The organism is Pseudomonas sp. GNP013, assembly GCF_054343995.1.
Genome location: NZ_JBTGUT010000001.1, coordinates 3,711,495 through 3,735,645, shown reverse-complemented (window position 1 = coordinate 3,735,645; position 24,151 = coordinate 3,711,495). Strand labels below are relative to the sequence as shown.

At 61.8% G+C, this 24,151-nt stretch carries 25 protein-coding genes; 10 read left to right on the top strand and 15 right to left on the bottom strand.

Features of this window, described 5'->3' with window-relative positions; all coding sequences use genetic code 11:
* Positions 1-27: 27 nt before the first annotated feature.
* Positions 28-924: a LysR family transcriptional regulator gene (locus tag ACXX81_RS16405; protein ID WP_458572051.1), complete on the bottom strand. Its 897-nt coding sequence runs from the start codon at positions 922-924 to the stop codon at positions 28-30.
* Between the two features lie 108 nt (positions 925-1,032).
* Here ACXX81_RS16405 and ACXX81_RS16400 point away from each other — a divergent pair, with 108 nt between their 5' ends.
* The 8 genes from ACXX81_RS16400 (at position 1,033) to rpoS (ending at position 8,234) form a co-directional block, all read left to right on the top strand.
* The gene (locus tag ACXX81_RS16400; RefSeq protein WP_209989574.1) at positions 1,033-2,145 is read left to right on the top strand and encodes an S-(hydroxymethyl)glutathione dehydrogenase/class III alcohol dehydrogenase; all 1,113 of its coding nucleotides are present in this window, start codon (positions 1,033-1,035) and stop codon (positions 2,143-2,145) included.
* An 89-nt stretch (positions 2,146-2,234) separates the two neighbouring features.
* A complete protein-coding gene (gene fghA, locus ACXX81_RS16395; protein ID WP_209989577.1) occupies positions 2,235-3,080 on the top strand; it encodes an S-formylglutathione hydrolase in 846 nt (281 codons plus the stop codon).
* A gap of 54 nt (positions 3,081-3,134) precedes the next feature.
* On the top strand, positions 3,135-3,608 hold the full coding sequence (gene ispF / locus ACXX81_RS16390; protein WP_209989580.1) for a 2-C-methyl-D-erythritol 2,4-cyclodiphosphate synthase: 474 nt from the start codon (positions 3,135-3,137) through the stop codon (positions 3,606-3,608).
* Entirely contained in the window at positions 3,605-4,663 is a 1,059-nt protein-coding gene (gene truD, locus ACXX81_RS16385; RefSeq protein WP_458572050.1) for a tRNA pseudouridine(13) synthase TruD, read from the top strand. Before ispF ends, truD begins: the two co-directional genes overlap by 4 nt.
* On the top strand, positions 4,651-5,400 hold the full coding sequence (gene surE, locus ACXX81_RS16380) for a 5'/3'-nucleotidase SurE (protein ID WP_057007803.1): 750 nt from the start codon (positions 4,651-4,653) through the stop codon (positions 5,398-5,400). Before truD ends, surE begins: the two co-directional genes overlap by 13 nt.
* Positions 5,401-5,441: 41 nt before the next feature.
* The gene (locus tag ACXX81_RS16375) at positions 5,442-6,077 is read left to right on the top strand and encodes a protein-L-isoaspartate(D-aspartate) O-methyltransferase (RefSeq protein WP_173670290.1); all 636 of its coding nucleotides are present in this window, start codon (positions 5,442-5,444) and stop codon (positions 6,075-6,077) included.
* Positions 6,078-6,287: 210 nt separating this feature from the next.
* Positions 6,288-7,124 (top strand): peptidoglycan DD-metalloendopeptidase family protein, encoded by an 837-nt coding sequence (locus tag ACXX81_RS16370; protein ID WP_209989587.1) that lies wholly within the window; start codon positions 6,288-6,290, stop codon positions 7,122-7,124.
* Between the two features lie 105 nt (positions 7,125-7,229).
* A complete protein-coding gene (gene rpoS / locus ACXX81_RS16365) occupies positions 7,230-8,234 on the top strand; it encodes an RNA polymerase sigma factor RpoS (RefSeq protein ID WP_209989590.1) in 1,005 nt (334 codons plus the stop codon).
* Positions 8,235-8,434: 200 nt separating this feature from the next.
* Here the strand turns inward: rpoS and ACXX81_RS16360 are convergent, their stop codons facing one another.
* A complete protein-coding gene (locus tag ACXX81_RS16360; protein WP_002554837.1) occupies positions 8,435-8,644 on the bottom strand; it encodes a cold-shock protein in 210 nt (69 codons plus the stop codon).
* A gap of 389 nt (positions 8,645-9,033) precedes the next feature.
* Between ACXX81_RS16360 and dcd the strand changes: the two genes are divergently transcribed.
* Complete coding sequence (gene dcd, locus ACXX81_RS16355) at positions 9,034-9,600, top strand: dCTP deaminase (RefSeq protein WP_003231181.1); 567 nt, start codon at positions 9,034-9,036, stop codon at positions 9,598-9,600.
* A 107-nt stretch (positions 9,601-9,707) separates the two neighbouring features.
* Positions 9,708-9,905 carry a hypothetical protein gene (locus tag ACXX81_RS16350; RefSeq protein ID WP_003231179.1) on the top strand — a complete coding sequence of 66 codons (198 nt, stop codon included), beginning with the start codon at positions 9,708-9,710 and terminating at the stop codon, positions 9,903-9,905.
* Between the two features lie 23 nt (positions 9,906-9,928).
* Here the strand turns inward: ACXX81_RS16350 and pdeM are convergent, their stop codons facing one another.
* The 13 genes from pdeM to ACXX81_RS16285 all read right to left on the bottom strand — a co-directional run bounded on the left by pdeM (position 9,929) and on the right by ACXX81_RS16285 (position 24,148).
* Complete coding sequence (pdeM, locus tag ACXX81_RS16345; protein ID WP_231421998.1) at positions 9,929-10,579, bottom strand: ligase-associated DNA damage response endonuclease PdeM; 651 nt, start codon at positions 10,577-10,579, stop codon at positions 9,929-9,931.
* Positions 10,579-13,059: a ligase-associated DNA damage response DEXH box helicase gene (locus ACXX81_RS16340; protein ID WP_458572049.1), complete on the bottom strand. Its 2,481-nt coding sequence runs from the start codon at positions 13,057-13,059 to the stop codon at positions 10,579-10,581. The genes pdeM and ACXX81_RS16340 overlap by 1 nt, the downstream gene beginning before the upstream one ends.
* Before the next feature lie 57 nt (positions 13,060-13,116).
* Positions 13,117-13,881, bottom strand: coding sequence for an ABC transporter ATP-binding protein (locus ACXX81_RS16335; protein ID WP_209989600.1), 765 nt, complete (start codon positions 13,879-13,881; stop codon positions 13,117-13,119).
* Positions 13,882-13,894: 13 nt separating this feature from the next.
* Positions 13,895-15,013 (bottom strand): succinylglutamate desuccinylase/aspartoacylase family protein, encoded by a 1,119-nt coding sequence (locus ACXX81_RS16330; protein ID WP_458572048.1) that lies wholly within the window; start codon positions 15,011-15,013, stop codon positions 13,895-13,897.
* A gap of 9 nt (positions 15,014-15,022) precedes the next feature.
* On the bottom strand, positions 15,023-15,733 hold the full coding sequence (locus ACXX81_RS16325) for an ABC transporter permease (protein WP_057007810.1): 711 nt from the start codon (positions 15,731-15,733) through the stop codon (positions 15,023-15,025).
* Positions 15,730-16,458: an ABC transporter permease gene (locus tag ACXX81_RS16320; protein WP_458572047.1), complete on the bottom strand. Its 729-nt coding sequence runs from the start codon at positions 16,456-16,458 to the stop codon at positions 15,730-15,732. Before ACXX81_RS16320 ends, ACXX81_RS16325 begins: the two co-directional genes overlap by 4 nt.
* A 59-nt stretch (positions 16,459-16,517) precedes the next feature.
* The gene (locus ACXX81_RS16315; protein WP_003231167.1) at positions 16,518-17,297 is read right to left on the bottom strand and encodes a transporter substrate-binding domain-containing protein; all 780 of its coding nucleotides are present in this window, start codon (positions 17,295-17,297) and stop codon (positions 16,518-16,520) included.
* Between the two features lie 245 nt (positions 17,298-17,542).
* Positions 17,543-19,177 carry an ATP-dependent DNA ligase gene (locus ACXX81_RS16310; RefSeq protein WP_458572046.1) on the bottom strand — a complete coding sequence of 545 codons (1,635 nt, stop codon included), beginning with the start codon at positions 19,175-19,177 and terminating at the stop codon, positions 17,543-17,545.
* Positions 19,174-20,178: a ligase-associated DNA damage response exonuclease gene (locus ACXX81_RS16305; protein WP_057007813.1), complete on the bottom strand. Its 1,005-nt coding sequence runs from the start codon at positions 20,176-20,178 to the stop codon at positions 19,174-19,176. Before ACXX81_RS16305 ends, ACXX81_RS16310 begins: the two co-directional genes overlap by 4 nt.
* 198 nt (positions 20,179-20,376) lie before the next feature.
* Complete coding sequence (locus ACXX81_RS16300) at positions 20,377-22,818, bottom strand: penicillin acylase family protein (RefSeq protein ID WP_458572045.1); 2,442 nt, start codon at positions 22,816-22,818, stop codon at positions 20,377-20,379.
* Positions 22,819-22,974: 156 nt separating this feature from the next.
* Positions 22,975-23,175: an SEC-C metal-binding domain-containing protein gene (locus ACXX81_RS16295; RefSeq protein WP_003231158.1), complete on the bottom strand. Its 201-nt coding sequence runs from the start codon at positions 23,173-23,175 to the stop codon at positions 22,975-22,977.
* Positions 23,172-23,654 carry an LEA/WHy family protein gene (locus tag ACXX81_RS16290; protein ID WP_057007815.1) on the bottom strand — a complete coding sequence of 161 codons (483 nt, stop codon included), beginning with the start codon at positions 23,652-23,654 and terminating at the stop codon, positions 23,172-23,174. Before ACXX81_RS16290 ends, ACXX81_RS16295 begins: the two co-directional genes overlap by 4 nt.
* A gap of 23 nt (positions 23,655-23,677) precedes the next feature.
* Positions 23,678-24,148 carry a YchJ family protein gene (locus ACXX81_RS16285; protein ID WP_209989615.1) on the bottom strand — a complete coding sequence of 157 codons (471 nt, stop codon included), beginning with the start codon at positions 24,146-24,148 and terminating at the stop codon, positions 23,678-23,680.
* Positions 24,149-24,151: the final 3 nt, after the last annotated feature.

Genomic DNA, 24,151 nt, shown 5'->3' with positions numbered 1-24,151 from the left:
GATGAGGCCGGTGTAGTCAACGCAGACTCACTGGCTGTACTCCGGCCTCCCCGCCAACCCCTCCTTCAAAAAATCCACCAGCTTGCGCACCTTGGGCGACAAATGCCGCTGCTGCGGATACAGCCCCCACACCGCCGTATTCGGCGGCTGATGCGCCTCAAGCAGCGACACCAGCGCGCCACTGTGCAAGTGCTCCAGCACGTAGTAATCCGGCAACTGGCACAACCCAGCGCCCTGCAACGATGCGTCCAGCACCGCCTGCCCACTGTTGCAGCGCCAGTTTCCCTGGACCCGTTGGGAAAATTCGCGCCCGTCCTGGGCCAGTTGCCAGATATCCGAACTGCCGATCAGGCAGTTATGCCGACTCAACTCCGACAAGCTGTGTGGCCGACCATACCGCGCGAGGTAGGACGGCGACGCGCACACATACATACGCCGTGGCGCCAGGCGGCTGGCGACCATCCGCGAGTCCTGCAGGCGGCCAAGGCGGATCGCCAGGTCCAGGCCTTCATGTACCAGGTCCAACTGCCGGTTGCTCAGTTCGATATCCACGCGTAACTGCGGATACAGCGCCATGAAGCGCGTCACCAGCGGCACGATAAACCGCTCGCCGTAGGCCACGGCGCAGGTCATGCGCAGCATGCCCTTGGGTTCGCTGGCCAGATCGCCGACCGCACGCAGGGCTTCCTCGCGGCCGTCCTGCAGGCGCTGGCAATGCTGCAGGAAGGTCTGGCCGGCTTCAGTCAGCGTCACCTTGCGCGTACTGCGGTACAGCAACCGCGTTTGCAGGCGCTCTTCCAGGCGCGCCACTTGCCGGCTGATATGGGACGAGGACACCCCCAGCCGCTCGGCCGCCGCCGTGAACTGGCTGCACTCGGCCACCGCCACGAACTCATCGATGCCTTCCCAGCGGTTCTCCAGCATTTGATTATCCCTGTACAGCAATAAAGTTTTGCTTTTGTCCGGATTATTAATCAAAGGGCGCTGATTTACACTCACCGTCTCAGTTTTAAATTCCCTGGAGAAACCCGGATGATCAAGTCCCGCGCCGCCGTAGCCTTCGAAGCCAACAAGCCTCTGGAGATCGTTGAAGTGGATGTCGCCATGCCCAAGGCGGGTGAAGTGCTGTTGCGGGTGGTCGCCTCCGGCGTGTGCCACACCGACGCCTACACCTTGTCGGGCGCCGACCCGGAAGGCATCTTCCCGTCGATCCTCGGCCATGAAGGCGGTGCGGTGGTTGAAGCAATCGGCGAAGGCGTGACGTCGGTGGCCGTGGGCGATCACGTGATCCCGCTGTACACACCGGAATGCGGCCAGTGCAAATTCTGCAAGTCGGGCAAGACCAACCTGTGCCAGGCCATCCGCTCCACTCAGGGCAAAGGCCTGATGCCCGACGGCACCACACGTTTTTCCTACAAGGGTCAGCAGATTTTCCACTACATGGGCACGTCGACTTTTTCCGAGTACACCGTGCTGCCGGAAATCTCCGTCGCGAAAATTCCTAAAGAAGCGCCGCTGGAAAAAGTCTGCCTGCTGGGCTGCGGCGTCACCACCGGCATCGGTGCCGTGCTCAACACCGCCAAGGTCAAGCCAGGCGATACCGTGGCCATTTTCGGCCTGGGCGGCATTGGCTTGTCGGCAGTCATTGGCGCGGCCAAGGCCAAGGCCGGGCGCATCATTGCCATTGACATCAACCCGGCCAAGTTCGAAATCGCCAAGCAACTGGGTGCCACCGAGTGCGTCAACCCGAAGGACTACGATCGCCCGATCCAGGACGTGATTGTCGACTTGACCGATGGCGGCGTGGACTTCTCTTTCGAGTGCATCGGCAACGTACAACTGATGCGCGCTGCCCTCGAGTGCTGCCACAAAGGCTGGGGCGAGTCGGTGATCATCGGTGTGGCGGGTGCGGGCCAGGAAATCGCCACGCGCCCCTTCCAACTGGTGACCGGTCGAGTCTGGCGCGGTTCGGCGTTCGGTGGCGTGCGCGGGCGCAGCGAATTGCCAAGCTATGTGGAAATGGCCCAGACCGGCGAAATCCCGCTGGACACCTTCATCACCCATACCATGGGCCTGGAAGACATCAACAAAGCGTTTGACCTGATGCATGAAGGCAAGAGCATTCGTACCGTCATTCATTTTTGAAGCAGCGGCAAGCTACAAGCTACAAGCTGCAAGTGGGTGTACGCCTGCTTGCCGCTTGAGACTTGCGGCTTGCAGTTGGGAGAACGCCCATGAGTCTGGAAAACCTGTCCTGCCAGAAAAGCTTCGGCGGCTGGCATAAACGCTACAAGCATCATTCGGCTGTACTCGATTGCGACATGACCTTCGCCGTCTACCTGCCGCCGCAGGCGGAGCAGGGTGGCAAGCTGCCGGTGCTGTACTGGCTGTCCGGCCTGACCTGCACCGACGAGAACTTCATGCAGAAGGCCGGCGCCCAGCGCATGGCTGCCGAGCTGGGCTTGATCATCGTGGCGCCCGACACCAGCCCGCGTGGGCCGGGTGTGCCGGACGACCCGGAGAATGCCTGGGATTTCGGCCTGGGCGCCGGTTTCTACCTGAATGCCACCCAGCAACCCTGGGCCACGCATTACCGGATGCATGACTACGTGGTGCAGGAGTTGCCGGCGTTGGTTGAAGCGCATTTCCCGGCTTCGGACAAACGCGGCATCAGCGGCCACTCCATGGGCGGCCACGGGGCGTTGGTGTGTGCACTGCGCAATCCCGGTCGCTACCTGTCGGTGTCGGCGTTTTCGCCGATCAACAACCCGATGGATTGCCCCTGGGGCCAGAAAGCCTTCTCCCGTTACCTGGGCGAAGAGCGCGCCAAGTGGCGCGAGTGGGATGCTTGCGTGCTGATCAGCGAGGCCTCGGAAAAGCTGCCGTTGTTGGTGGACCAGGGTGATCGCGACGATTTCCTCGCCGAGCAGCTCAAGCCCGAAGCCCTGCAGCAGGCGGCCAGGGCGGCCAACCATCCGCTGCAACTGCGCCTGCAACCGGGTTACGACCACAGCTACTTCTTTATTGCCAGTTTCATCGAAGATCATTTGCGCCATCACGGACGCGCTTTGCTCGGTTAATCTGCGGCAAAAGTAGGTAGAATCACGCCCTGAATTAAATCGGGGCGTTTTTTTATGCGTATTGGCCACGGCTACGATGTGCACCGTTTCGCCGAAGGCGAGTTCATCACCCTGGGCGGCGTGCGCATTGCACATCACCACGGGTTGCTGGCCCATTCCGACGGCGATGTTGTATTGCATGCCTTGAGCGATGCCTTGCTCGGCGCGGCGGCACTGGGCGATATCGGCAAGCACTTTCCGGATACCGACCCGACGTTCAAGGGCGCGGACAGTCGTGTGTTGCTGCGCCATGTGGTCGGACTCATCCACGCCAGGGGCTGGAAGGTCGGCAACGTCGATAACACTATCGTGGCCCAGGCACCGAAAATGGCGCCCCATATCGAATCGATGCGCGCGCTGATCGCCGCCGACCTGCAAATAGAACTGGATCAAGTGAACGTGAAAGCCACCACCACCGAAAAGCTCGGGTTTACCGGTCGTGAAGAGGGCATTGCGGTGCACTCTGTCGCCTTGTTGCTGCGCGCATGAATGAACTGCAATTGCTGGGCCCGCGGGCTTATGGCGAGGCGCTGGGCAGCGCGGTCCTGAAGGCGACCGCCGAGGACTTCCAGGTCGATGAGGTGCTGGACATTCCGCTGAGTGGCGACGGCGAACACCTGTGGTTGTGGGTGGAAAAACGCGGCCTTAATACCGAAGAGGCGGCCCGGCGCATCGCCAAGGCGGCGGGTGTGCCGCTGCGCACGGTCAGTTACGCCGGGCTCAAGGATCGCCAGGCGTTGACCCGCCAATGGTTCAGCGTGCAGCTGCCCGGCAAGGCCGACCCGGACATGAGCGGTGCGCAAGACGACACCCTCAAGATCCTGGAAATGAAACGCCACAAGCGCAAATTGCAGCGCGGTGCTCATTCGGCCAATGGCTTTACCCTGCGCCTGACGCAACTGGTCGGTGATACCGCCGCCATCGACGCGCGCCTGCAGTTGATCGCCCGGCACGGTATTCCCAATTATTTCGGCACGCAGCGCTTTGGTCATAACGGCGGCAACGTCGTGGATGCCCGCGAATGGGCTGCGCGCAAAGCCTTGCCGGAGCAGCGCGCGGTGCGTTCGCGGTTGCTCTCCACTGCGCGCAGTTTCCTCTTCAATAAAGTGCTGGCCGCCCGCGTGGCGGACGGTTCCTGGCAGCGTGCACAGGTCGGCGACCTGCTGGCATTTACCGACAGCCGCAGTTTTTTCCCGGCGGGGGAGGCTGAATGCAACGACCCGCGCCTGGCGATCCTGGACCTGCACCCCACCGGCCCACAATGGGGCGAGGGCGACTCTCCGGCGAAAGGTCTTACCTTTGCGCTGGAGCAATCTGTCGCCGCTGGCGAAGCTGACCTGCGTGATTGGCTGGTGAATGCCGGAATGAGCCAGGAACGTCGCATTCTGCGGCTGCCCATTGGCGGGTTGACGTGGCATTATCCCCGGCCTGACATTCTGCAATTGGAATTCGTCCTGCCGGCCGGATGCTTCGCCACTGTCTTGGTGCGCGAGCTTGTTGATCTGGTGCCGGTGGGGCAGACGGACAGCCCATGCGTATTCTGATATCAAACGATGACGGTGCCACCGCACCCGGCCTCGCCGCGCTTCATGCTGCGCTGGCGGATTACGCCGAGTGCGTGGTGGTTGCCCCCGACCAGGACAAAAGTGGTGCCAGCTGTTCGCTGACACTTGACCGTCCGCTGCACCCGCACGTCCTCGCCAATGGTTTCATCAGCGTGAACGGTACGCCCACCGATTGCGTGCACCTGGCGATCAACAGCCTGCTGCAGCCGCAGCCGGACCTGATCGTGTCGGGCATCAACCTCGGCGCCAACCTCGGTGACGACGTGCTGTATTCCGGCACTGTCGGCGCGGCGCTTGAAGGGCGTTTCCTCGGGCGAACCTCGTTCGCGTTCTCTCTGGCGTCGCGCCAGCTGGACAACCTGCCCACGGCCGCCCATTTCGCGCGCAAGCTGGTCGAGGCGCATGCTTCCCTCGATTTGCCGCCGCGCACAGTGCTCAACGTCAATATTCCCAACTTGCCCCTCGACCATATCCGCGGTATCCGGCTCACGCGTCTGGGCCATCGGGCCCGCGCAGCGGCACCGCTGAAAGTGGTTGATCCGCGTGGCAAGGAAGGCTACTGGATTGCCGCAGCCGGCGATGCCGAAGACGGTGGCGAAGGCACGGACTTTCATGCGGTGATGCAAGGTTATGTTTCGATTACCCCGTTGCAATTTGATCGCACCTTCAGTGATGCCTTCAGTCGTCTCGATGGCTGGCTGGAGGGGCTGCGCTGATGGCTCGTGAACAGGACGACCTGCTGCGTCGCGGCATCGGGATGACCTCCCAGCGCACCCGCGAGCGTTTGATCCAGCGCCTGTATGAAGAGGGCCTGTCCAACGCCCAGGTGCTGGAAGTGATTCGGCGCACGCCTCGCCATCTGTTTGTCGATGAAGCCCTGGCGCATCGCGCCTACGAAGACACCGCGTTGCCGATCGGCCATAACCAGACCATTTCCCAGCCTTACATGGTTGCGCGCATGAGCGAGCTGTTGCTGGCGGCGGGCCCACTGGACAAAGTGCTGGAGATCGGCACCGGTTCGGGCTACCAGACTGCCGTGCTGTCGCAGTTGGTGGAGCGGGTGTTCTCGGTGGAGCGCATCAAGGTGTTGCAGGACCGTGCCAAGGAGCGCCTGGTTGAGTTGAACCTGCGCAACGTGGTGTTTCGCTGGGGCGATGGCTGGGAAGGCTGGCCAGCATTGGCGCCGTATAACGGCATTATCGTTACGGCTGTGGCCACGGATGTCCCGCAGGCATTGCTTGATCAACTGGCCCCCGGTGGACGCCTGGTGATCCCGGTGGGGGCTGGTGAAGTGCAGCAATTGATGCTGATTATCCGTGAGGACGACGGCTTCTCCCGACATGTGCTTGGGGCGGTACGCTTCGTGCCGTTGCTCAATGGGCCGCTGGCCTGATCATTTATGGGCGGGCAGTGAATTCCGTTGCGTGGGATGTGTCTTACAGCGGGGTCTATCGAATCACGATGATCAAGCGTTGGTGGTTAACACGATGAGTCTTTCGTTTGCGCCGTGTACCGGTAAAAAGCCAATGCCCAGTTATACTTGCGGCATCTTTCAAGCCTGATACAGGCATTCATGTTCAGCCACCATCAAAGGGAGCGGCGGGTGAGTCTCACAGGTCTTGCGCAGCGTATGAGTAAAACTAGCTTTCAGCGACTGGTGCTTGGCCTTGTCTTGAGTTCGTTACTGGCAGCCTGCTCCAGCACGCCAAGCGGCGGCGCACGGGTCGTTGACCGTACCAAGGCGGTGCCGCAGAAACCTACGGTCACCACCGGGCAATATGTGGTGCGCAAGGGCGATACGATGTTCTCGATCGCCTTTCGTTATGGTTGGGACTACAAGGCACTCGCAGCTCGCAACAATATTCCCGTGCCCTATACCATCCATCCGGGACAGACGATTCGCTTCGACGGCCGGAGCGGTTCCGCGCCCGTGTCCGTGGTGACAAGCAGCGGCTCTTCGTCATCCTCCTCAAGCAAGACCACTATTACCACTCGGCCTGCCGGCACTGCGGCACCGACTGTCGCAAACAGGCCCGCTCCCGCGCCGCTGCCCCCTGCGGGCCCTGCGCCGAAGGGCTGGGGATGGCCTTCAAACGGCGTGTTAATTGGAAAATTCTCTTCAAACGGCAGTTTGAATAAAGGCATTGATATCGCCGGGGATTTGGGACAGCCTGTTTTAGCTGCGTCTGATGGGACAGTGGTTTACGCCGGGAGTGGTTTACGGGGCTACGGCGAGCTGGTCATCATCAAGCACAGTGACACCTACGTCAGTGCTTACGGTCACAACCGCAGGCTGTTGGTTCGGGAGGGGCAGCAGGTCAAGGTCGGACAGACGATTGCTGAAATGGGGTCAACGGGGACAGACCGGGTGAAACTGCATTTTGAGATTCGCCGTCAAGGGAAGCCCGTCGATCCGCTGCAATTCCTACCCCGTCGTTGATGTGTTACCAGCCTGTTCCCTCACGTAGAAGGAACAGGCTCCAGCGTTGCCAAGGATAAAGGCGCCGCTTGAGCTTGAGGTCGAACTCACCAAAGGACTATAACAATGGCTCTCAGTAAAGAAGCGCCGGAGTTGGACATCGACGATGAGGTTCTCCTTATGGAGACCGATATCGCTATGGAATCGATGTCGAATGAGGGACCTGCAACACCTTCAGTTCGTACCAAATCCAAGAACGCTTCCGCATTAAAGCAACACAAATACATTGACTACACGCGGGCGCTTGATGCGACGCAGCTGTACCTCAATGAAATCGGTTTTTCCCCTCTGTTGACCCCCGAAGAAGAAGTCCATTTTGCGCGGTTGTCGCAAAAGGGTGATCCGGCCGGGCGCAAACGCATGATTGAAAGCAACCTGCGGCTGGTGGTGAAAATCGCCCGACGTTACGTCAATCGTGGGCTGTCCTTGCTGGACCTGATCGAGGAGGGCAACCTCGGCCTGATTCGCGCGGTGGAAAAGTTCGACCCTGAGCGAGGCTTTCGGTTTTCCACCTATGCCACCTGGTGGATCCGCCAGACCATCGAACGGGCGATCATGAATCAGACCCGTACAATTCGTCTGCCGATCCATGTGGTCAAAGAGCTCAACGTCTACCTGCGGGCGGCACGTGAGCTGACACAAAAACTCGATCATGAACCTTCGCCCGAAGAAATCGCCAACCTGCTGGAGAAGCCAGTCGCGGAGGTCAAGCGCATGCTGGGCCTTAACGAGCGGGTGTCTTCGGTCGATGTCTCGCTGGGGCCGGACTCGGATAAAACCCTGCTGGACACCCTGACCGATGATCGTCCGACAGACCCCTGCGAGCTGTTGCAGGATGATGACCTTTCGCAAAGCATTGACCAGTGGCTGTCCGAGCTTACGGACAAGCAGCGCGAGGTGGTGATTCGCCGCTTTGGCCTGCGTGGCCATGAGAGCAGCACCCTGGAAGACGTAGGCCTGGAGATCGGCCTGACGCGCGAGCGGGTGCGGCAGATCCAGGTGGAGGGTCTCAAGCGCTTGCGCGAGATCCTGGAGAAGAATGGCTTGTCGAGCGAGTCGTTGTTCCAGTAGTAACGCAGTACAAAATGTGGGAGGGAGCTTGCTCCCGATTGCAGTGAAACAGTCACCGATTGTAGCGACTGTGCCACCGCTATCGGGAGCAAGCCCCCTCCCATTTTTGTGCGCGGCATTCCATGGCGCAAAGGCCAAATTCCAGGCATAAAAAAACCCCGCTTTTAAGGGCGGGGTCTTTTCGACTGAGTCAGTACAAGTTAGATAACTTGAACTTCTTCAGCTTGCATGCCTTTCTGACCGCGGGTAGCGATGAAAGAAACCTGTTGGCCTTCTTTCAGGCTTTTGAAGCCGTCGGATTGGATAGCTTTGAAGTGAACGAACAGGTCGTCACCGGATTGTGGAGTGATGAAGCCGAAGCCTTTTTCATCGTTGAACCACTTAACGGTACCAGTTTGGCGATTAGACATGGTGTAACTCCTTGAACAAAGTTAACTGCGACTCAGGAAAAGCCCTGGCCGAGACTGAGTGCAAAGAGCAGGAAAAATTCTTGGAGATGGTTGGATCGAAATTCAACATATCGTGTAGAGATTCTCAGTGACACAAGCAACACAGTGACGCCACCTTAACCGTTTTTCCGGGACGTGCCAATGGTATTTCCACAGGTTTCTATAAATTCGTGACTGGCGGCGGTATTTACAGCGCGCTCTTGCGGCAGTCAGAGCCCGCCCCCGCTGGCTGTGGCCTGCAGCCACGCGCGCAGCCGCGAAGAAATGCCCCGCGCCCTTTGAACCCCATCGCCGGCCCCGGTAAGATGCCCCACAGCCTTTTTTCTACCTCGCTATTCAGGACACCCGCCATGAGCATCAAATCGGACAAGTGGATTCGCCGCATGGCGCAAGAGCACGGCATGATCGAACCCTTCGTCGAGCGCCAGATCCGTGGCGAAGGCAATGACCGCGTGATCTCGTACGGTGTTTCCAGCTACGGCTACGACGTGCGTTGCGCCGACGAATTCAAGGTGTTCACCAACATCAATTCGGCCACTGTCGACCCAAAGAACTTCGACGAAAAGAGCTTCGTCGATATCAAGAGCGACGTGTGCATCATCCCGCCCAACTCTTTCGCGCTGGCGCGTACCGTGGAGTTCTTCCGTATCCCCCGCGACGTGTTGACCATCTGCCTGGGCAAAAGCACTTACGCGCGTTGCGGCATTATCGTCAACGTGACGCCGCTTGAGCCGGAGTGGGAAGGCCATGTGACCCTGGAGTTCTCCAACACCACCACGCTGCCGGCGAAAATCTACGCAAATGAAGGTGTCGCGCAGATGCTGTTCCTGCAGTCCGATGAAGCCTGTGAAGTGTCCTACAAGGACCGTGGCGGCAAGTACCAGGGCCAGCGTGGCGTCACTCTCCCACGCGCTTGATCGAAAGGTCTTACACGTTAAGGGAATTAGTCTGCAAGAAGTGACTCTATTGGGTGTACTGCCTCGGTGCGTGTAAAGCGCGCCGAGCCACGCTTGAGGAGTACCTTATGAAGATTGACCCGCGAATCAGCGCTGAACTTGCCCGGCTTGAACCCAACCAGATTGGTGTTTTAGCCTGGTCCCTGATGGCCAACCCTGCTCACGCGGGTGGCATTCCCGGCCAACCTGAACCGGATTATCCCCAGCCGACCGAGCCAGGCGAGCCCGTCCTCCCGGATGAGCCACCGCCCGCACCTGTCGCCTGATAGACGCGCGGCCGGTCAGTGCCTCACTGAACGGGCCACACCTCGTGATCGCCGATCACAAACAGTCGGCGATCAACGTCCTGCTCAACCGCATAGCCACCAGTAAATGCGCCGAAGGCCGGCAGCAGGCTGACCTGCGTGCCTATCAGAAAGCACGGCAGGCGCAGGCTTTGCCGGCCCTTGCCGCGCAATCGATACACCGGATGCACATGCCCCGCCAGCACGTGGTGGCTGGGGTGGGCGTCCGGTTCGTGTTGCAGAGCGAAGGGGCCCATCAGAAGCGGTTCGGTGACCACCTCAATACGTAGATCTGCAGGTGGATCGCCTGCACGTTTATCGTGATTGCCGCGAATCAGCGTCATGGCCAGATCAGGCGTGCGATCACGCCAGGCCCTTAAGGTGCCCAGTGTTCCGCTGGCGTGGGAGCCGGGGCCATGCAGAAAATCACCCAGAAAGATCACCTGTTCGCAGGCAAACCCGCTTAGCACACGGTCAAGCCTGTGCAGATTGGCCGTGGTGGTCCCTTGCGGCACCGGTTGCCCGAGGCTGCGGTAGGCCGATGCCTTGCCAAAATGCGCGTCGGCAATCAGCAGTGTACGGCGGGCGGGCCAGTACACGGCCTTGTCCGCCAGCAGCCAGAGTTCTTCCCCCTCAAGCGTGACTGAGCAATACATCAACGTTTCCCGTTATCCGCGACTTTTTCCAGGTCCTTGACCATCCGCGCAATGCGCTCCGACAGTTTTTCCGAACTCATGCTCTCGCGCATCCGTTCCACCAGCAGCGGAAAGGCGAGCGGGGTAGGCCGCTCAATCATATGCAGGTCGCGTTTGAGCGACGACAGATGCAGCAACGTCTCTTCCAACCGTCGAATATCCAACTCATCACGCAGGACTTCTTCCCCGGCCTGGGTCAGCAGCAGGTTGTGCGGATCGTATTGCTTGAACACCTCGAAAAACAAACCGCTGGAGGCCTGCACCTGCCGGGTACTCTTCGGCGCTCCCGGGTATCCGGCAAACACCAGCCCGGCAATCCGCGCGATCTCGCGAAAGCGGCGCAGCGCCAGTTCCCCTGCATTCAGGCTTGCGGCGACGTCCGCCAGCAGATGCTCCGGGCTCAGCAGGGCCTCGTTCAATAGACGTGGCCAGTGCACCTCGGTGGCGCTCAGCAGCTCCAGCCCGTAATCGTTCACCGCAATCGAAAACGTCACCGGCTGTTGCTGGCTGACCCGCCATGCCAGCAGGCTTGCCAGTCCCAGGTGCACCTGACGGCCGGCGAAAGGGTAGAGAAACAGATGCCAGCCCTCGCGCGACTTCAGCGCTTCGGCCAGCAGGTGATCGTGGGTGGGCAGGCCCGACCAGCGCAATTGCGTTTGCAGCAACGGTTGCACCGCTTGCATCTCCGGGCCGTCGAAGCGCCCATGCGCCGCCGCGTCAAAGCGTTCGACCACCGCCTGCGCCAGCTCGTTGGAAAGCGGCATGCGCCCGCCATTCCAGCGCGGCACGGCGGCTTTTTTCGCGGTGCTGCGGCGCACGTAGGCGGTCATGTTCTCCACGCGCACCAGTTCCAGCAAGCGGCCGGCAAACAGAAACCCGTCCCCCGGCTTGAGCCGCGCAATAAAACCTTCCTCGACACTGCCCAGATTCTTGCCGCCGCCGCCCTTGCTCCAGTATTTGAGATGGATACTCGCATCGCTGACGATAGTGCCCACGCTCATGCGATGACGCCGCGCCAGGCGCGCATCGGGCACGCGCCAGATGCCATGTTCGTCCGGTTCCACGCGGCGGTAATCCGGGTAGGCGGTCAGCGACAGGCCGCCGTGGCGCACAAAGCCCAGCGCCCAGGCCCAGTCCTCCTCCGTGAGTTCGCGGTACGCCCAGGCAGCGCGAACTTCGGCCAGCAAGGCATCTGGCGTAAAGCCGCCGCCCAAGGCCATGCTCACCAGGTGTTGTACGAGTACATCCAATGGCTTGTGGGGCGATTCCCGCGCCTCGATGCGCCGTTCGGCGATTGCATCCTGCGCCGCCGCGGCCTCGACCAGCTCCAGGCTATGGGTCGGTACCAGCGTCACCCGTGACGGCCGCCCCGGCGCATGGCCGGAGCGCCCGGCGCGTTGCATCAGGCGCGCCACGCCTTTGGCCGAGCCGATCTGCAGCACGCGCTCCACCGGTAAAAAGTCCACGCCCAGGTCCAGGCTCGACGTACACACCACGGCCTTGAGCTGCCCGTCTTTCAAGGCGCGCTCCACCCAGTCACGGGTTTCCCGCGACAGTGAGCCGTGGTGCAGGGCGATCAAACCGGCCCAGTCCGGCCGCGCGTCCAGCAAGGCCTGGTACCAGATCTCCGATTGCGCACGGGTATTGGTGAACACCAGGCAACTGCTGCTCGAGTCCACTTCGGCCACCACTTGCGGCAGCATTTTCAAGCCAATATGCCCGGCCCATGGGAAACGTTCGGTGACGGGCGGCAACAGCGTGTCAATGATCAATTGCTTGGCAGTCTGCCCTTGCACATTGATCCCATCGCCCTGTGGGACCAAAACCTCCAGCGCGTGGGCCTGATTGCCCAGGGTCGCGGAAATGCCCCACACCATCAATTCAGGGTGCCAGCGCCGCAAGCGGGCCAACGCCAATTGCAGCTGCACGCCGCGCTTGTTGCCGATCAATTCATGCCATTCATCCACGATCACCATGCGCAGGTGCCCCAGGCTGGCCTCGCTGTCAGCGCGGGCGAGCATCAGGGTCAGGCTTTCCGGGGTGGTGACCAGCGCAGTGGGCTGGCGGCGGGTCTGGCGGGCGCGTTCGCTGTTGCTGGTATCGCCGGTGCGCAGGCCGACGCTCCAGGGGATCTGCAAGTCAGCAAGCGGTGCTTCGAGGGCGCGGGCGGTGTCGGCGGCCAGCGCACGCATGGGGGTGATCCACAGCACGCTCAGCGGTTCGGCTGGCGGCTTGCGTTTACCGGTGGCCGGCGGACGCGTGATGGCCAGGCGGTTGAGCGCGGCGAACCACAAGGCGTAGGTCTTGCCGGCTCCAGTGCTGGCGTGCAACAGGCCGGACCGGCCCTGCTTGACCGCCGCCCACACGTCTTTCTGAAACGCGAAGGGCTTCCAACCCTTGGCGGCGAACCATTGCCTGGCGAAGTCGTGGGGTTTTGCCATGCGGCAGCTGACGTCCTGAAGGGTCTATTCCACAGACCCTTCGCGCGGCATAAAGGTTTACTTCAAGTTGCCACTCAAAAATTGCTGCAGACGCTCGCTCTGCGGATTGCCCAGCACCGCGTCCGGCGTGCCTTCCTCTTCCACTCGTCCCTGATGCAGGAACAGCACCTGGCTCGATACCTTGCGCGCAAAACTCATCTCGTGGGTCACCATGATCATGGTGCGGCCTTCCTCGGCCAGGCCCTGGATCACCTTGAGCACTTCGCCCACCAGTTCGGGGTCGAGGGCCGAGGTGGGTTCGTCGAACAGCATCACTTCCGGCTCCATGGCCAGGGCGCGGGCGATGGCCACCCGCTGTTGCTGGCCGCCGGAGAGGAAGGCCGGGTATTGATCGGCCACCCGAGCCGGCAGGCCGACCTTGTCCAGGTAGCGGCGGGCACGCTCTTCGGCGTCCTTTTTGCTGCAACCCAGCACCCGGCGCGGGGCCATGGTGATGTTTTCCAGCACGCTCATGTGGCTCCACAGGTTGAAGTGCTGGAATACCATCGCCAGCCGCGTGCGCAGGCGCTGCAACTCGGCATCGTCGGCCACGCGCATGCCGTGGCGGTCACTGACCATGCGGATCGCCTTGCCATCCAGGGTCATGGCGCCGTCGTCGGGGGTTTCCAGAAAGTTGATGCAGCGCAAAAACGTGCTCTTGCCCGAGCCGCTGGCGCCGATCAGGCTGATCACGTCACCGGTATTGGCCTTGAGCGTGACGCCTTTGAGCACTTGATTGTCGCCATAGCTTTTATGCAGGCCTTCAACGGTCAGTTTGTACATGGGGCGTGCATCCTCAAGGCGAAAGTAGATAGCCGCTGCGGTAGGCCTTTGCGCCTGCGACATGGCCGATGACCATCCCGGCAGTGGCCATGCGGCGCAGCGAACGGGCGTAAAGCAGGCCTGCGTGCCGGCAGTGCACGGGCGTTACGCGGTCGGTAATGGGGTCGATGATCTCGGCGATCCGTTGCCCGGCGTGCAGGTATTCCCCCGGCAGGACGCTGTACACCAGCAAGCCGCCCACTGGCGTGGCCACCGGTTCCACGCCCGCCAGCGGGCTGGCCGGGTAGGGCAGGTCGGGCAGCGGCGGCGCCTGGCCGGCAATTGCGCCGAAGTGAATCAGGTAGTCGATGATCGCCTGGCAGTCGAGGCTGGCCAGGCCGTGGTTGACGTCACCCTGGCCGCGCAGCTCGACGGTGACCGCAAAACTGCCCATGGGCAGCGGAAAGCGCTCGCCGAAGCGTTGCTGCAACTGCCACCACACCAGCGTGAAACACTCGTCGAAGGACTGCCCGCCCGAGTCGGTGGCCAGCAGGTTGGCTTCGCTGCCGATATAGCGTGCTAGCGGCTCCACCTGCGGCCAGGCCTCGGGCGTGGTGTACAGGTGCGCCACGGCTTCGAAGTCGCAATGCAGGTCCAGCACCATGTCGGCATCGCAGGCCAGGCGTTGCAGCACCAAACGTTGGGACTGCAACTGGGTGTCGGCGGTTTGCTCGGCCAGGGCGCCTGACAGCGCGGTGCGCACACGCTCCACATTGCGCCGGGGATCGTCGTCCAGCAGCGCCTCCACCTGGTCGCCGACCTGCGCACTGAGGTCGACAAAATGGCGATTGAAGTTCTGCCCGCTTTCCAGCTCGTAGCGTCCCAGCGGGGTGTCCATCAACACTTGTTCCAGGCCGGCCGGATTGGCGATGGGCACCAGCACGATTTCGCTGCGCAGGCGCCCGGCTGCCGCCAGCTCGGCCAGGCGCTGTTTCAGATGCCAGGCCACCAGCATGCCTGGCAGCTCATCAGCGTGCAGCGACGACTGGATGTAGATTTTGCCGACGGCCTGTTCCGGGCCGAAGTGAAAACTGTGAATCTGCCGCGCCGTGCCGGGCACCGGCGCGATCAGATCATGTACCTGATGACGCATGAACACTCCTTAGCGGCTCGGCCCGAGGAAGGCCAGCCAGCGACGCTCCGCCAGTCGAAACAGACCGACCAGGGCGAAGGTCACCGTCAGATAGATCAGCGCGGCGATGCCGAACGATTGAAAGGTCATGTAGGTGGCCGAGTTGGCGTCCCGTGCGACTTTGAGAATGTCTGGCACGGTTGCGGTAAACGCCACGGTGGTCGAGTGCAGCATCAAAATCACTTCGTTGCTGTAGTAAGGCAGCGAACGGCGCAGGGCCGACGGCATGATCACATAGGCATACAGCTTCCAGCCGCTGAGGCCGTAAGCCTTGGCCGCCTCCACTTCACCGTGGGCCATGCTGCGAATGGCGCCAGCGAAAATCTCGGTGGTGTACGCGCAGGTGTTGAGGGCGAAGGCGAGGATGGTGCAGTTCATCGCATCGCGAAAGAACGCCCCCAGCAGCGGCTGCTCGCGTACCGCTGCGATGCTGTAGATACCGGTGTAGCAGATCAGCAACTGGATATAGAGCGGCGTGCCACGAAACAGATAGGTGTAGAACTGCACCGGCCAGCGCACCCGGCGTTTGGGCGACACCCGCGCGATGGACAGCGGGATCGACACGATAAACCCGATGACCAGCGCCGCGCTCAGCAGCCACAGGGTCATGGCCAGCCCGGTGATGTGCTGGCCGTCGCTATAAAGGAAGGGGCGCCAGTATTCCTGCAGGAGCTCGATCATCGCACTGCCTCCCGTGAGCCTGCCGAGTAGCGCCGTTCAAGCCGGCGCAGGACGAAATTGGACGCGCTGGTGATCAGCAGGTAGATCAACGCGGCGATGACCAGAAAATAGAACAGTTGATACGTGCTCTTGCCGGCATCCTGGGCGGCCTTGACCAGGTCGGCCAGGCCGATGATCGACACCAGCGCCGTGGCCTTGAGCATCACCATCCAGTTATTGCCGATGCCCGGCAGGGCAAAACGCATCATCTGCGGGAAGGTCACGTAGCGAAAGCGTTGCCCGCGCTTGAGCCCGTAGGCGGTCGCGGCTTCCAGTTGGCCACGGGGCACGGCGAGGATCGCGCCGCGAAACGTCTCGGTGAAGTACGCACCGTAGATAAAGCCCAGGGTGATGACCCCGGCGCTGAATGGGTCGATCTCGATGTAGTCCCATTCCATGAAGTCGGTAAAACCGGTCAGCCAGATTTGCAGGCTGTAGAAAATCAGCAGCATCAGCACCAGGTCGGGCACGCCGCGAATCAGGGTGGTGTAAAGCTGGGCAGGAATGCGCAGCAGGTGCAGGCTGGACAATTTGGCACTGGCACCGAGCAGGCCCAGCAGGACGCTGACGGCCAGGGAAGCGACCGACAACTTGATGGTCATCCACGTACCTTGCAGCAACAGCGGGCCGAACCCTTTCAAGCTGAAGGCAGTCAGCCCCAGGGTGTTCAGAAGATCTTCAAACATGAATTCAGGACCTATGGCGATAAAAAAGCGCCCACCGCAAAGCGATGGGCGCCAGCGTGTTATTTACCGCTGTACAGGTTCAGGTCGCCGAAGTGTTTCTTCTGGATGGTGGCGTAGGTGCCATCATCGTGTAACGCTTTGATACCTTTATCGAGCAGGGCCTTGAGGTCTTTGTTACCTTTTTTGATACCGATCGCGGTTTTCGACGGCAGCAACGGGTCGTCGATGGCGGCGCTGACTTCGTAACCGGCGCCGGCCGGCGACTTCAGAAAGCCCAGTTCGGCTTGCAGCATGTCCTGCACCGAAGCGTCCAGACGACCGGAGGTCAGGTCGGCGTACACCTGGTCCTGGTTGGCGTAGGCCTTGGTGGTCACACCGGCCTTATCCAGTACGGCCTTGGCGTAGGCTTCCTGGATGGTGCCCTGCTCGTAGCCCACGGATTTGCCCTTGAGGGACTCCGGCGTAGAGAACCCTGCGCCTTTCTTGAACACCAGGGAGGTCGGGCCCGAGAACAGCTCATTGGAGAAGTCGATCGCCTTTTCACGAGCTGCAGTCACGGTCATCGACGAAATTACGCCATCGAACTTGTTGGCGTTGAGGCCCGGGATCATGCCGTCGAAATCGCTTTCGACCCATTTGCACTTGACCTTCAGTTCCGCGCAGATCGCGTTGCCCAGGTCGATATCAAAGCCCACCAGGCTGCCATCGGCGGCCTTGGATTCAAACGGCGCGTAAGAAGGATCCACACCAAAACGCAATTCCTTGTATTCCTTGGCCGTGGCTACACCGGCGGCCATGCACAGGGCCAGTGCAGAAAGGGTCAGCAATGCTTTTTTCATTAGGTAATCCCTGGAAACCAAGATAAGCGCTTGTGGCGCGTTTAGGACTGTTACTGAACGGTGTCAGACGGCTCTCAAGTAGCAATTTCTGCACCATAGTTCCGAATGAGCGTTTTAAAAGGCAAGGCGAGGGCGTTGGGAGTGTAGGCGATGCCCAAAAATGGGCATCGAAAATACCGTGCACTCATTCGGACCATTAACGAGGATCAAATTGTGGGAGGGGCTTGCTCCCACAGGGATTTGTATCAGGCGAGGAGGTCCTGCAGGGTGGCCAGGTTATCGGCTTCCTCCACCGCCTTGTCCTGGCGCCAGCGCAGCATCCGTGGAAATCTCACCGCAATCCCGCTCTTGTGCCGCTTGGACAGGGCAATACCTTCAAACCCCAGCTCGAACACCATGCTCGGCGTCACGCTGCTGACCGGGCCGAATTTTTCCACGGTGGTCTTGCGCACGATGGCGTCGACCTTGCGCATTTCTTCGTCGGTCAGTCCCGAATAGGCCTTGGCAAACGGCACCAGCGTGCGCTCGGTGCCGGGCGGCCCGTCCCACACGGCGAAGGTGTAGTCGCTGTACAGACTGGCGCGGCGGCCGTGGCCGCGTTGGGCGTAGATCAAAACGGCATCGACGCTGAACGGATCGACTTTCCACTTCCACCACAGGCCCATGTCCTTGGTGCGGCCAACGCCGTAGAGGCCTTTGCGATCCTTGAGCATCATGCCTTCCACGCCAAGACTGCGCGAAGCTTCACGCTGTTCGGCCAGTGCTTCCCAGGTGTCGGCCTGCAACAACGGCGAGGGCAGCAGCACGGGCTGGTCGCACGCGCGGATGACCTGTTCGAGTTGCGCGCGGCGTTCGGCCTGGACATGGTTGCGCCAGTCTTCGCCCTGATATTCCAGCAGGTCGTAGGCGAGTACCGCGACCGGGGCATCCTCCAGGACTTTTTTGCTCAACGTCTTGCGACCAATGCGCTGTTGCAGCAGGGCAAAGGGTTGCACCGCGCCTTTCCACACCACAATCTCGCCGTCGATCACCGTGCCGTCCGGCAGGCCGCTGACCAGGCTGTGCAGCTCGGGAAAGCGCTCGGTCACCAGTTCCTCACCTCGCGACCAGACCCACAAACGGCCTTCGCGCTTGACCAGTTGTGCGCGGATGCCGTCCCACTTCCATTCCACTTGCCAGTCAGTCGGCGAGCCGAGCAGCGTGTCGAATTGCTCGACCGGCTGCGACAGGCCATGGGCCAGAAAAAACGGATAGGGCTGCCCGCCGCGTTGCGCGTGTTCGTCGGATGATTCAGGCGCAATCAGCTTGAGGTAGCCTTCGGCCGTAGGACGATTGGACAAATCGGTGTAGCCCACCAGCCGCTGCGCCACGCGCTTGCTGTCCAGATCGGCCATGGCGGCAAGGGCACGGGTGACCAGTAGCTTGGACACGCCGACGCGAAAGCTGCCGGTGATCAGCTTGATGCACACCATCAGGCTGGGCTGGTCCAGCTGTGTCCACAGCGCGGGCAGGCGTTCGGCCAGGTCCATTGGCGACAGGCCGCGCAGGGGCAACAGTTTTTCTTCCAGCCAAACGGCCAGGCCATCCTGCGAGGTGTAGGTGGATTCGGGCAACAGCAGGGAAATGGTCTCGGCCAGGTCCCCGACCGATTGGTAGCTCTCTTCGAACAGCCAGGCTTCGATGCCTGACGCTTGCGTGGCCATGTCCCTTAAAAGGCGCGTCGGCACCAGTTGCCGGGGTCGGCCACCGGATAAAAAGTACACCGCCCAGGCGGCATCCTCTGGCGGCGCCTGCAGGAAGTAGGCTTGCAATGCAGCCAGCTTGGCATTGCTGGAGGTGGTGGCGTCGAGGTTGGCGTACAGCTCGGCGAAGGCCTTCATGCGGTGGCCTCTTCTTCGTCGTCACCGTATTCGGTGGTGAAGCCCTGGGCATCCAGGCCTTTTTCCCGCAGGTGGCGCACCAATACACCCACCGAGCCGTGGGTGACCATCACCCGTTCGGCGCCGGTTTGTTCGATGGCCCACAGCAAGCCCGGCCAATCGGCGTGGTCGGACAGCACAAACCCCCGGTCCACCCCGCGCCGCCGCCGTGTGCCGCGCAGGCGCATCCAGCCGCTGGCGAAGGCGTCGCTGTAGTCGCCAAAGCGCTTGATCCAGCTGCTGCCGCCAGCCGATGGCGGAGCAATGATCAGCGCCTTGCGCAACAGCGGGTCGGTTTTTTTGAAGTCACCTGCGTAAAGGGTTTCGGGAATGTAAATGCCGGCCTCGCGGTACACCCGGTTCAAGGGCTCGACGGCGCCATGGCTGAGGATCGGGCCGATGCTCGCGTCAATGCCGTGCAGAATGCGCTGGGCCTTGCCGAAGGAATAACAGAACAGCACGCTGGCCTTGCCGGCGGCGACGTTGGCCTGCCACCAGTCGTTGATGCCGGCGAAGATCTGCGCCTGGGGCTGCCAGCGGTAGATCGGCAGGCCGAAGGTGGATTCGGTGATGAACGTGTGGCAGCGCACCGGTTCGAACGGCGCGCAGGTGCCGTCGGGTTCGACCTTGTAATCGCCGGATGCGACCCAGACTTCACCCTGGTATTCGAGGCGCACCTGGGCCGAGCCGAGTACGTGCCCGGCCGGATGAAAACTCAGGGTGACGCCGTGGTGCACCAGCCGTTCGCCGTAGGCCAGGGTTTGCAAGTTGATGTCCTGGCCCAGGCGCGAGCGCAGAATGCCTTCGCCGGGCGCCGCAGCCAGGTAATGCTGGTTGCCGGTGCGGGCGTGGTCGCCATGGGCATGGGTGATGACGGAGCGTTCCACCGGGCGCCAGGGGTCGATGTAGAAATCTCCGGCGGGGCAGTAGAGGCCTTCGGGGCGGGCGATGACAAGGTCCATGGGGTGACCGGGGAGGTGGGCTTGTCTATTTTGAGGCGGGGGCGCGCGGGTAAGTTCTATCTGAATGCATGGGGTTCAACGGTGGGAGGGGGCTTGCTCCCGATAGCGGTGGATCAGTCAATAAATGCAGTGACTGACACTTTGCTATCGGGAGCAGGCCCCCTCCCACATGGTGACTCGGTTTCTTCAGTTTCCGGGTTACTTGCCAGGCGTCAGGGTGAGCCGGTTTTTGCCATACACCTTTTCGAAGTTCTGCGGCTGCATCGGGAAGCTCAGGTACTGCGCCTTGAGCGCCGGGTCGATGCCATTGGCATAGTCGGGGCTGGCCGGGTTGCCGGACTGGCCGCTGCCGCCCTGGCCCAGCATCGGTTCCACCTGACCGAAGTCGACAATCATGCGCAGTGCCGGCACCTGCGTGGTGTCGAAACTCTGGCCCCAGCTGTACGGCGCCGGGTTCAGGGTGTTGTGGTCGCCACCACTGGCAAACGGGCCACGGATGACCTGGCCACTGGTGCTCTTCCAGGTGGTGCTGTGCAGTTTGCCCCACTGCCAGGCCTTGTGATCAGTGCCCAGTTGGCTGTCGCCGGCACTGATCGCGGCGGCGAGGCTGCGGGCAAGGATAGTGGGCTTGTCTTCTTTTTGCGCCGTGCGCACATCGTCCCAGAACGGACTGTCTTCGCGGCCCAGCAGGTGGTCGGCGTTGGCCGAGTAAGAGAGGTTGGCATTGCTGACAAAGGCTTTCCAACTGGCGCTGGTATCCGGGCCGAGTTCGTCGAGGAAGATCTGCCGCGTACTCTCTTGCAGGAACAGCTCGTAGATCGCCGCGTCGGCGGAGGATGGCGCAAGGCGCCCATCGAACGCCATCAGGCGGCCCAGCGCTTCACGCGCCTTGGCCTGTTCGGCCGCAGGCAGCGCAGCAATCGCCTGTTTCAAGGGCTGGGCCATGCCTGGCGCCTGGAACATGGTCTTGAGCTTGGCGGCGAATGGGGTGGTCTGGTCGTACTGCATGGCGATCATGCTGCGGCTGTCATGCTTGCCGGCGTTGGCCAGTTGCGCCAGGCGCTCGCTGCGCTCCGGTGCGTCCCAGGAATTGGACAGTTGCATGCCATAGCCACGCGGCGCGGTGCGCTGGTTGGCGGTGCCGATCCAGCCCTGGACCGGGTCCTGGTCATAAGGGTGCAGCATCGCGTCGGCGTAGCCGTCCCAGTCAAAGCGCGTGTCCCAGCCCGGCGAGGGCAGCAGGCCTTCGCCTTCGCGGCGGTTGGGGAAGCGGCCGGTGACCTGCCAGCCAATGCTGCTGGCGTCGGCGAACACCATGTTCAGCGCAATCGCACGGATTTCGCGGGTGGCGTCCGACGCCTTGCCGATGTTTTGCGCGCGGGACAGGTCGAAGAACGCGTCCAGGCTCTTGTCGTCCTTGAGGTCGGCCGTTTGCAGGGCCAGGCCAAAACCACTGGTGAGTGCCTGGCTGCTGTTGAGCAGGGCTCCGTGGCGGGTTTCGTACACCACTTCACGAATCGAGCCACGGCCTTTGATGAAGAACGTTTCGTTACGCACGCCGGCCGGCAGCCACTTGCCGTTGTTCTCGTAGTACAACGCGCTGCCCTGGCGTTTGACCTTCTCCAGGAACAGGTCCTGAGTGTCGCCCTTGACCGTGCTCATGCTCCACGCCACTTTGCCGTTGAAACCGGACAGCAGGGTCGGCAGGCCGGCAATCGAGGCGCCCGCGGCCTGGTATTTCGGCGCGCGGATCTGCACGTAGCTCCACGGCGACGGCGCTTGCGGCTGGGCCGCGAGGTCGTTGGCCAACAGGCTCTTGCCGCTGCGGCTGCGTTGCGGGCCGATTGCCCAGTTGCTCGAGGTGGTCACCGCCAGCGCATTGAGCGTGCTCAACTGCTGGCTGACCGTGTCCAGCCCGGCGAGGCCGGTGATCTGGCTGAGGTTCACGCCCTTGAGCTTCTCTGCCTCGGCCAGCGGGATGGGTTCGTCCGGCGCGCTGGGGGTGAGCCAGGCGAGTTTGTCGACGCCGACTTTTTGCGCCAGCACCAGCGAGGACAGCTCCTCCTGCAGGTTGGCCGACTCGCTGAAATTGAGCAGGCAGAACAACAGTGCCGAATCTTCCGGCTTCCAGTATTCGGGCTTGTAGCCGGTCTGGGCCAGGTCCGGCGGCAGCTTGTCGCGGTAGCGGAACAGGTAGGCATTGACCCCGCGCGCATACACTTCGAAGAAGCGCTTGAGGCGTGGGCTCGATGCGTTATACAGCTCGCCGGCGCTTTTTTTCAGGTTGACGGCGCGCATCAAGCGGTCGACATCCAGCACGTCAGGGCCGGCCATTTCCGCCAGACGGCCCTGGGCCAGCAGGCGCAGGGTGACCATCTGGTTGATGCGGTCGCTGGCGTGCACATAGCCGAGGCTGAACAGCGCATCGTGGAAGGTATTGCTCTCGATCAGCGGCATGCCCTGGGCGTTGCGGCGTATCGACACATTCTGGGCCAGGCCTTTGAGCGGCTGCACGCCGGCAACGGGCGGCAGGGTGTCCTGGGTGCTCTGGAGCTGGCAACCGGCCAGGCTTAACGCACTGGCCACTGCCGCGGCAACGCCGAACCGGGGAAGAAAACGTAAGAGGGCTGGCGAGGCCATGGCAAAGCTCCTGCGGGGGTAGTTTTGGGTAAAACATCGCACATCAACGTGGGAGGGGGCTGGTGCCCGATGGCTGAGTACCAGTCGCTGCATCTGTTGACTGGTCCACCGCCATCGGGCGCAAGCCCCCTCCCACCTTTACAGCTTCAGGGTGACTTAGACCCCGTGGCACTTCTTGAATTTTTTCTCGCTGCCGCAGGGGCAGGGATCGTTGCGGCCAACGTCCTTCAATGCATTGCGCACCGGCTCCTGATGAGCGTGGCCGCAATTGGGGCCGTGGACATGGCCGTGGTCGTGATCATGGTGCTCGTGATCGTGGTTGCAGTCAGGACCATGGACATGGGGTTGCTGAGTCATCGATGTCGCTCCGGAATAAAATCGCCGGGGATTATCTCGCCATTGTGGGCCACCTGCACGTCATTACCGATGAACAAGCCGGTTTTCAGCTCGCCCTCCAGGCGATAGGGCACGGGCCGGTCGGGGTTTTTGAGCATATGCACCACCTCGCGGATCTGCGGCCAGAGGTTGGTGCGCACCGACACCCTGAATACCGCATGGCTGCGCGGCGCCACGGTGAGCCATTCGTTGGACTCACCTTCGGTCAACACGAAGTCGCCCAGGCTGACCTTGTAGATCAGGCCGCGCACGGTGAGGTCGGCGTCGTCGCGGTTGTCCACGCGAAAATACAGCCTGAATTTCTGCTCCAGCAACTTGGCGCGTACCACTTCGACCTTGACCAGCGAGACGTGAGGCGGCGGCGAATCGTCCTCGAACCACGAGGCGCAGCCGGTAAGACCCAGGGTCAACGCCAGCATCAAGCTGAATATACGAAGCATGGCGTGTCCCTGTTCTGGTGGTGTTAGAGGTAGCCTGCGCAACATTTCTTGAATTTTTGTCCGCTGCCGCACAGGCACGGATCATTGCGCCCGACCTTCACCTCAACGGTGGGATCGATGAAGTACCAACGCCCGTCATTCTGTACGAAAGAAGACTGTTCGCGGTGACTATGTTCACCCGTGCTGTCATGCCAGCGAGCGGTAAAGGTCACAAAGGCATGTTCCGGCTGGCCGCCGAGCACCTCGGAACGCTCCACCTCAAGCCCCAGCCAGGTACTCTGCGCGCTCCAGGCAGCGATGGCGGCGCGGTCGAGGCCGGGTTGCTGGGCCGGCAGCGTGGTCGCCACCAGGTAATCGACCAGGCCCAGCACATAGGCGCTGTAGCGCGAGCGCATCAGCGCGCTGGCGCAGGGAGCCGGGTGGCCGTTGTGGTAATGGCCGCAGCAGGCATCCAGCAGGTTGCCACTGCCGCAGGGGCAAATGGGTGTGCTCATGGG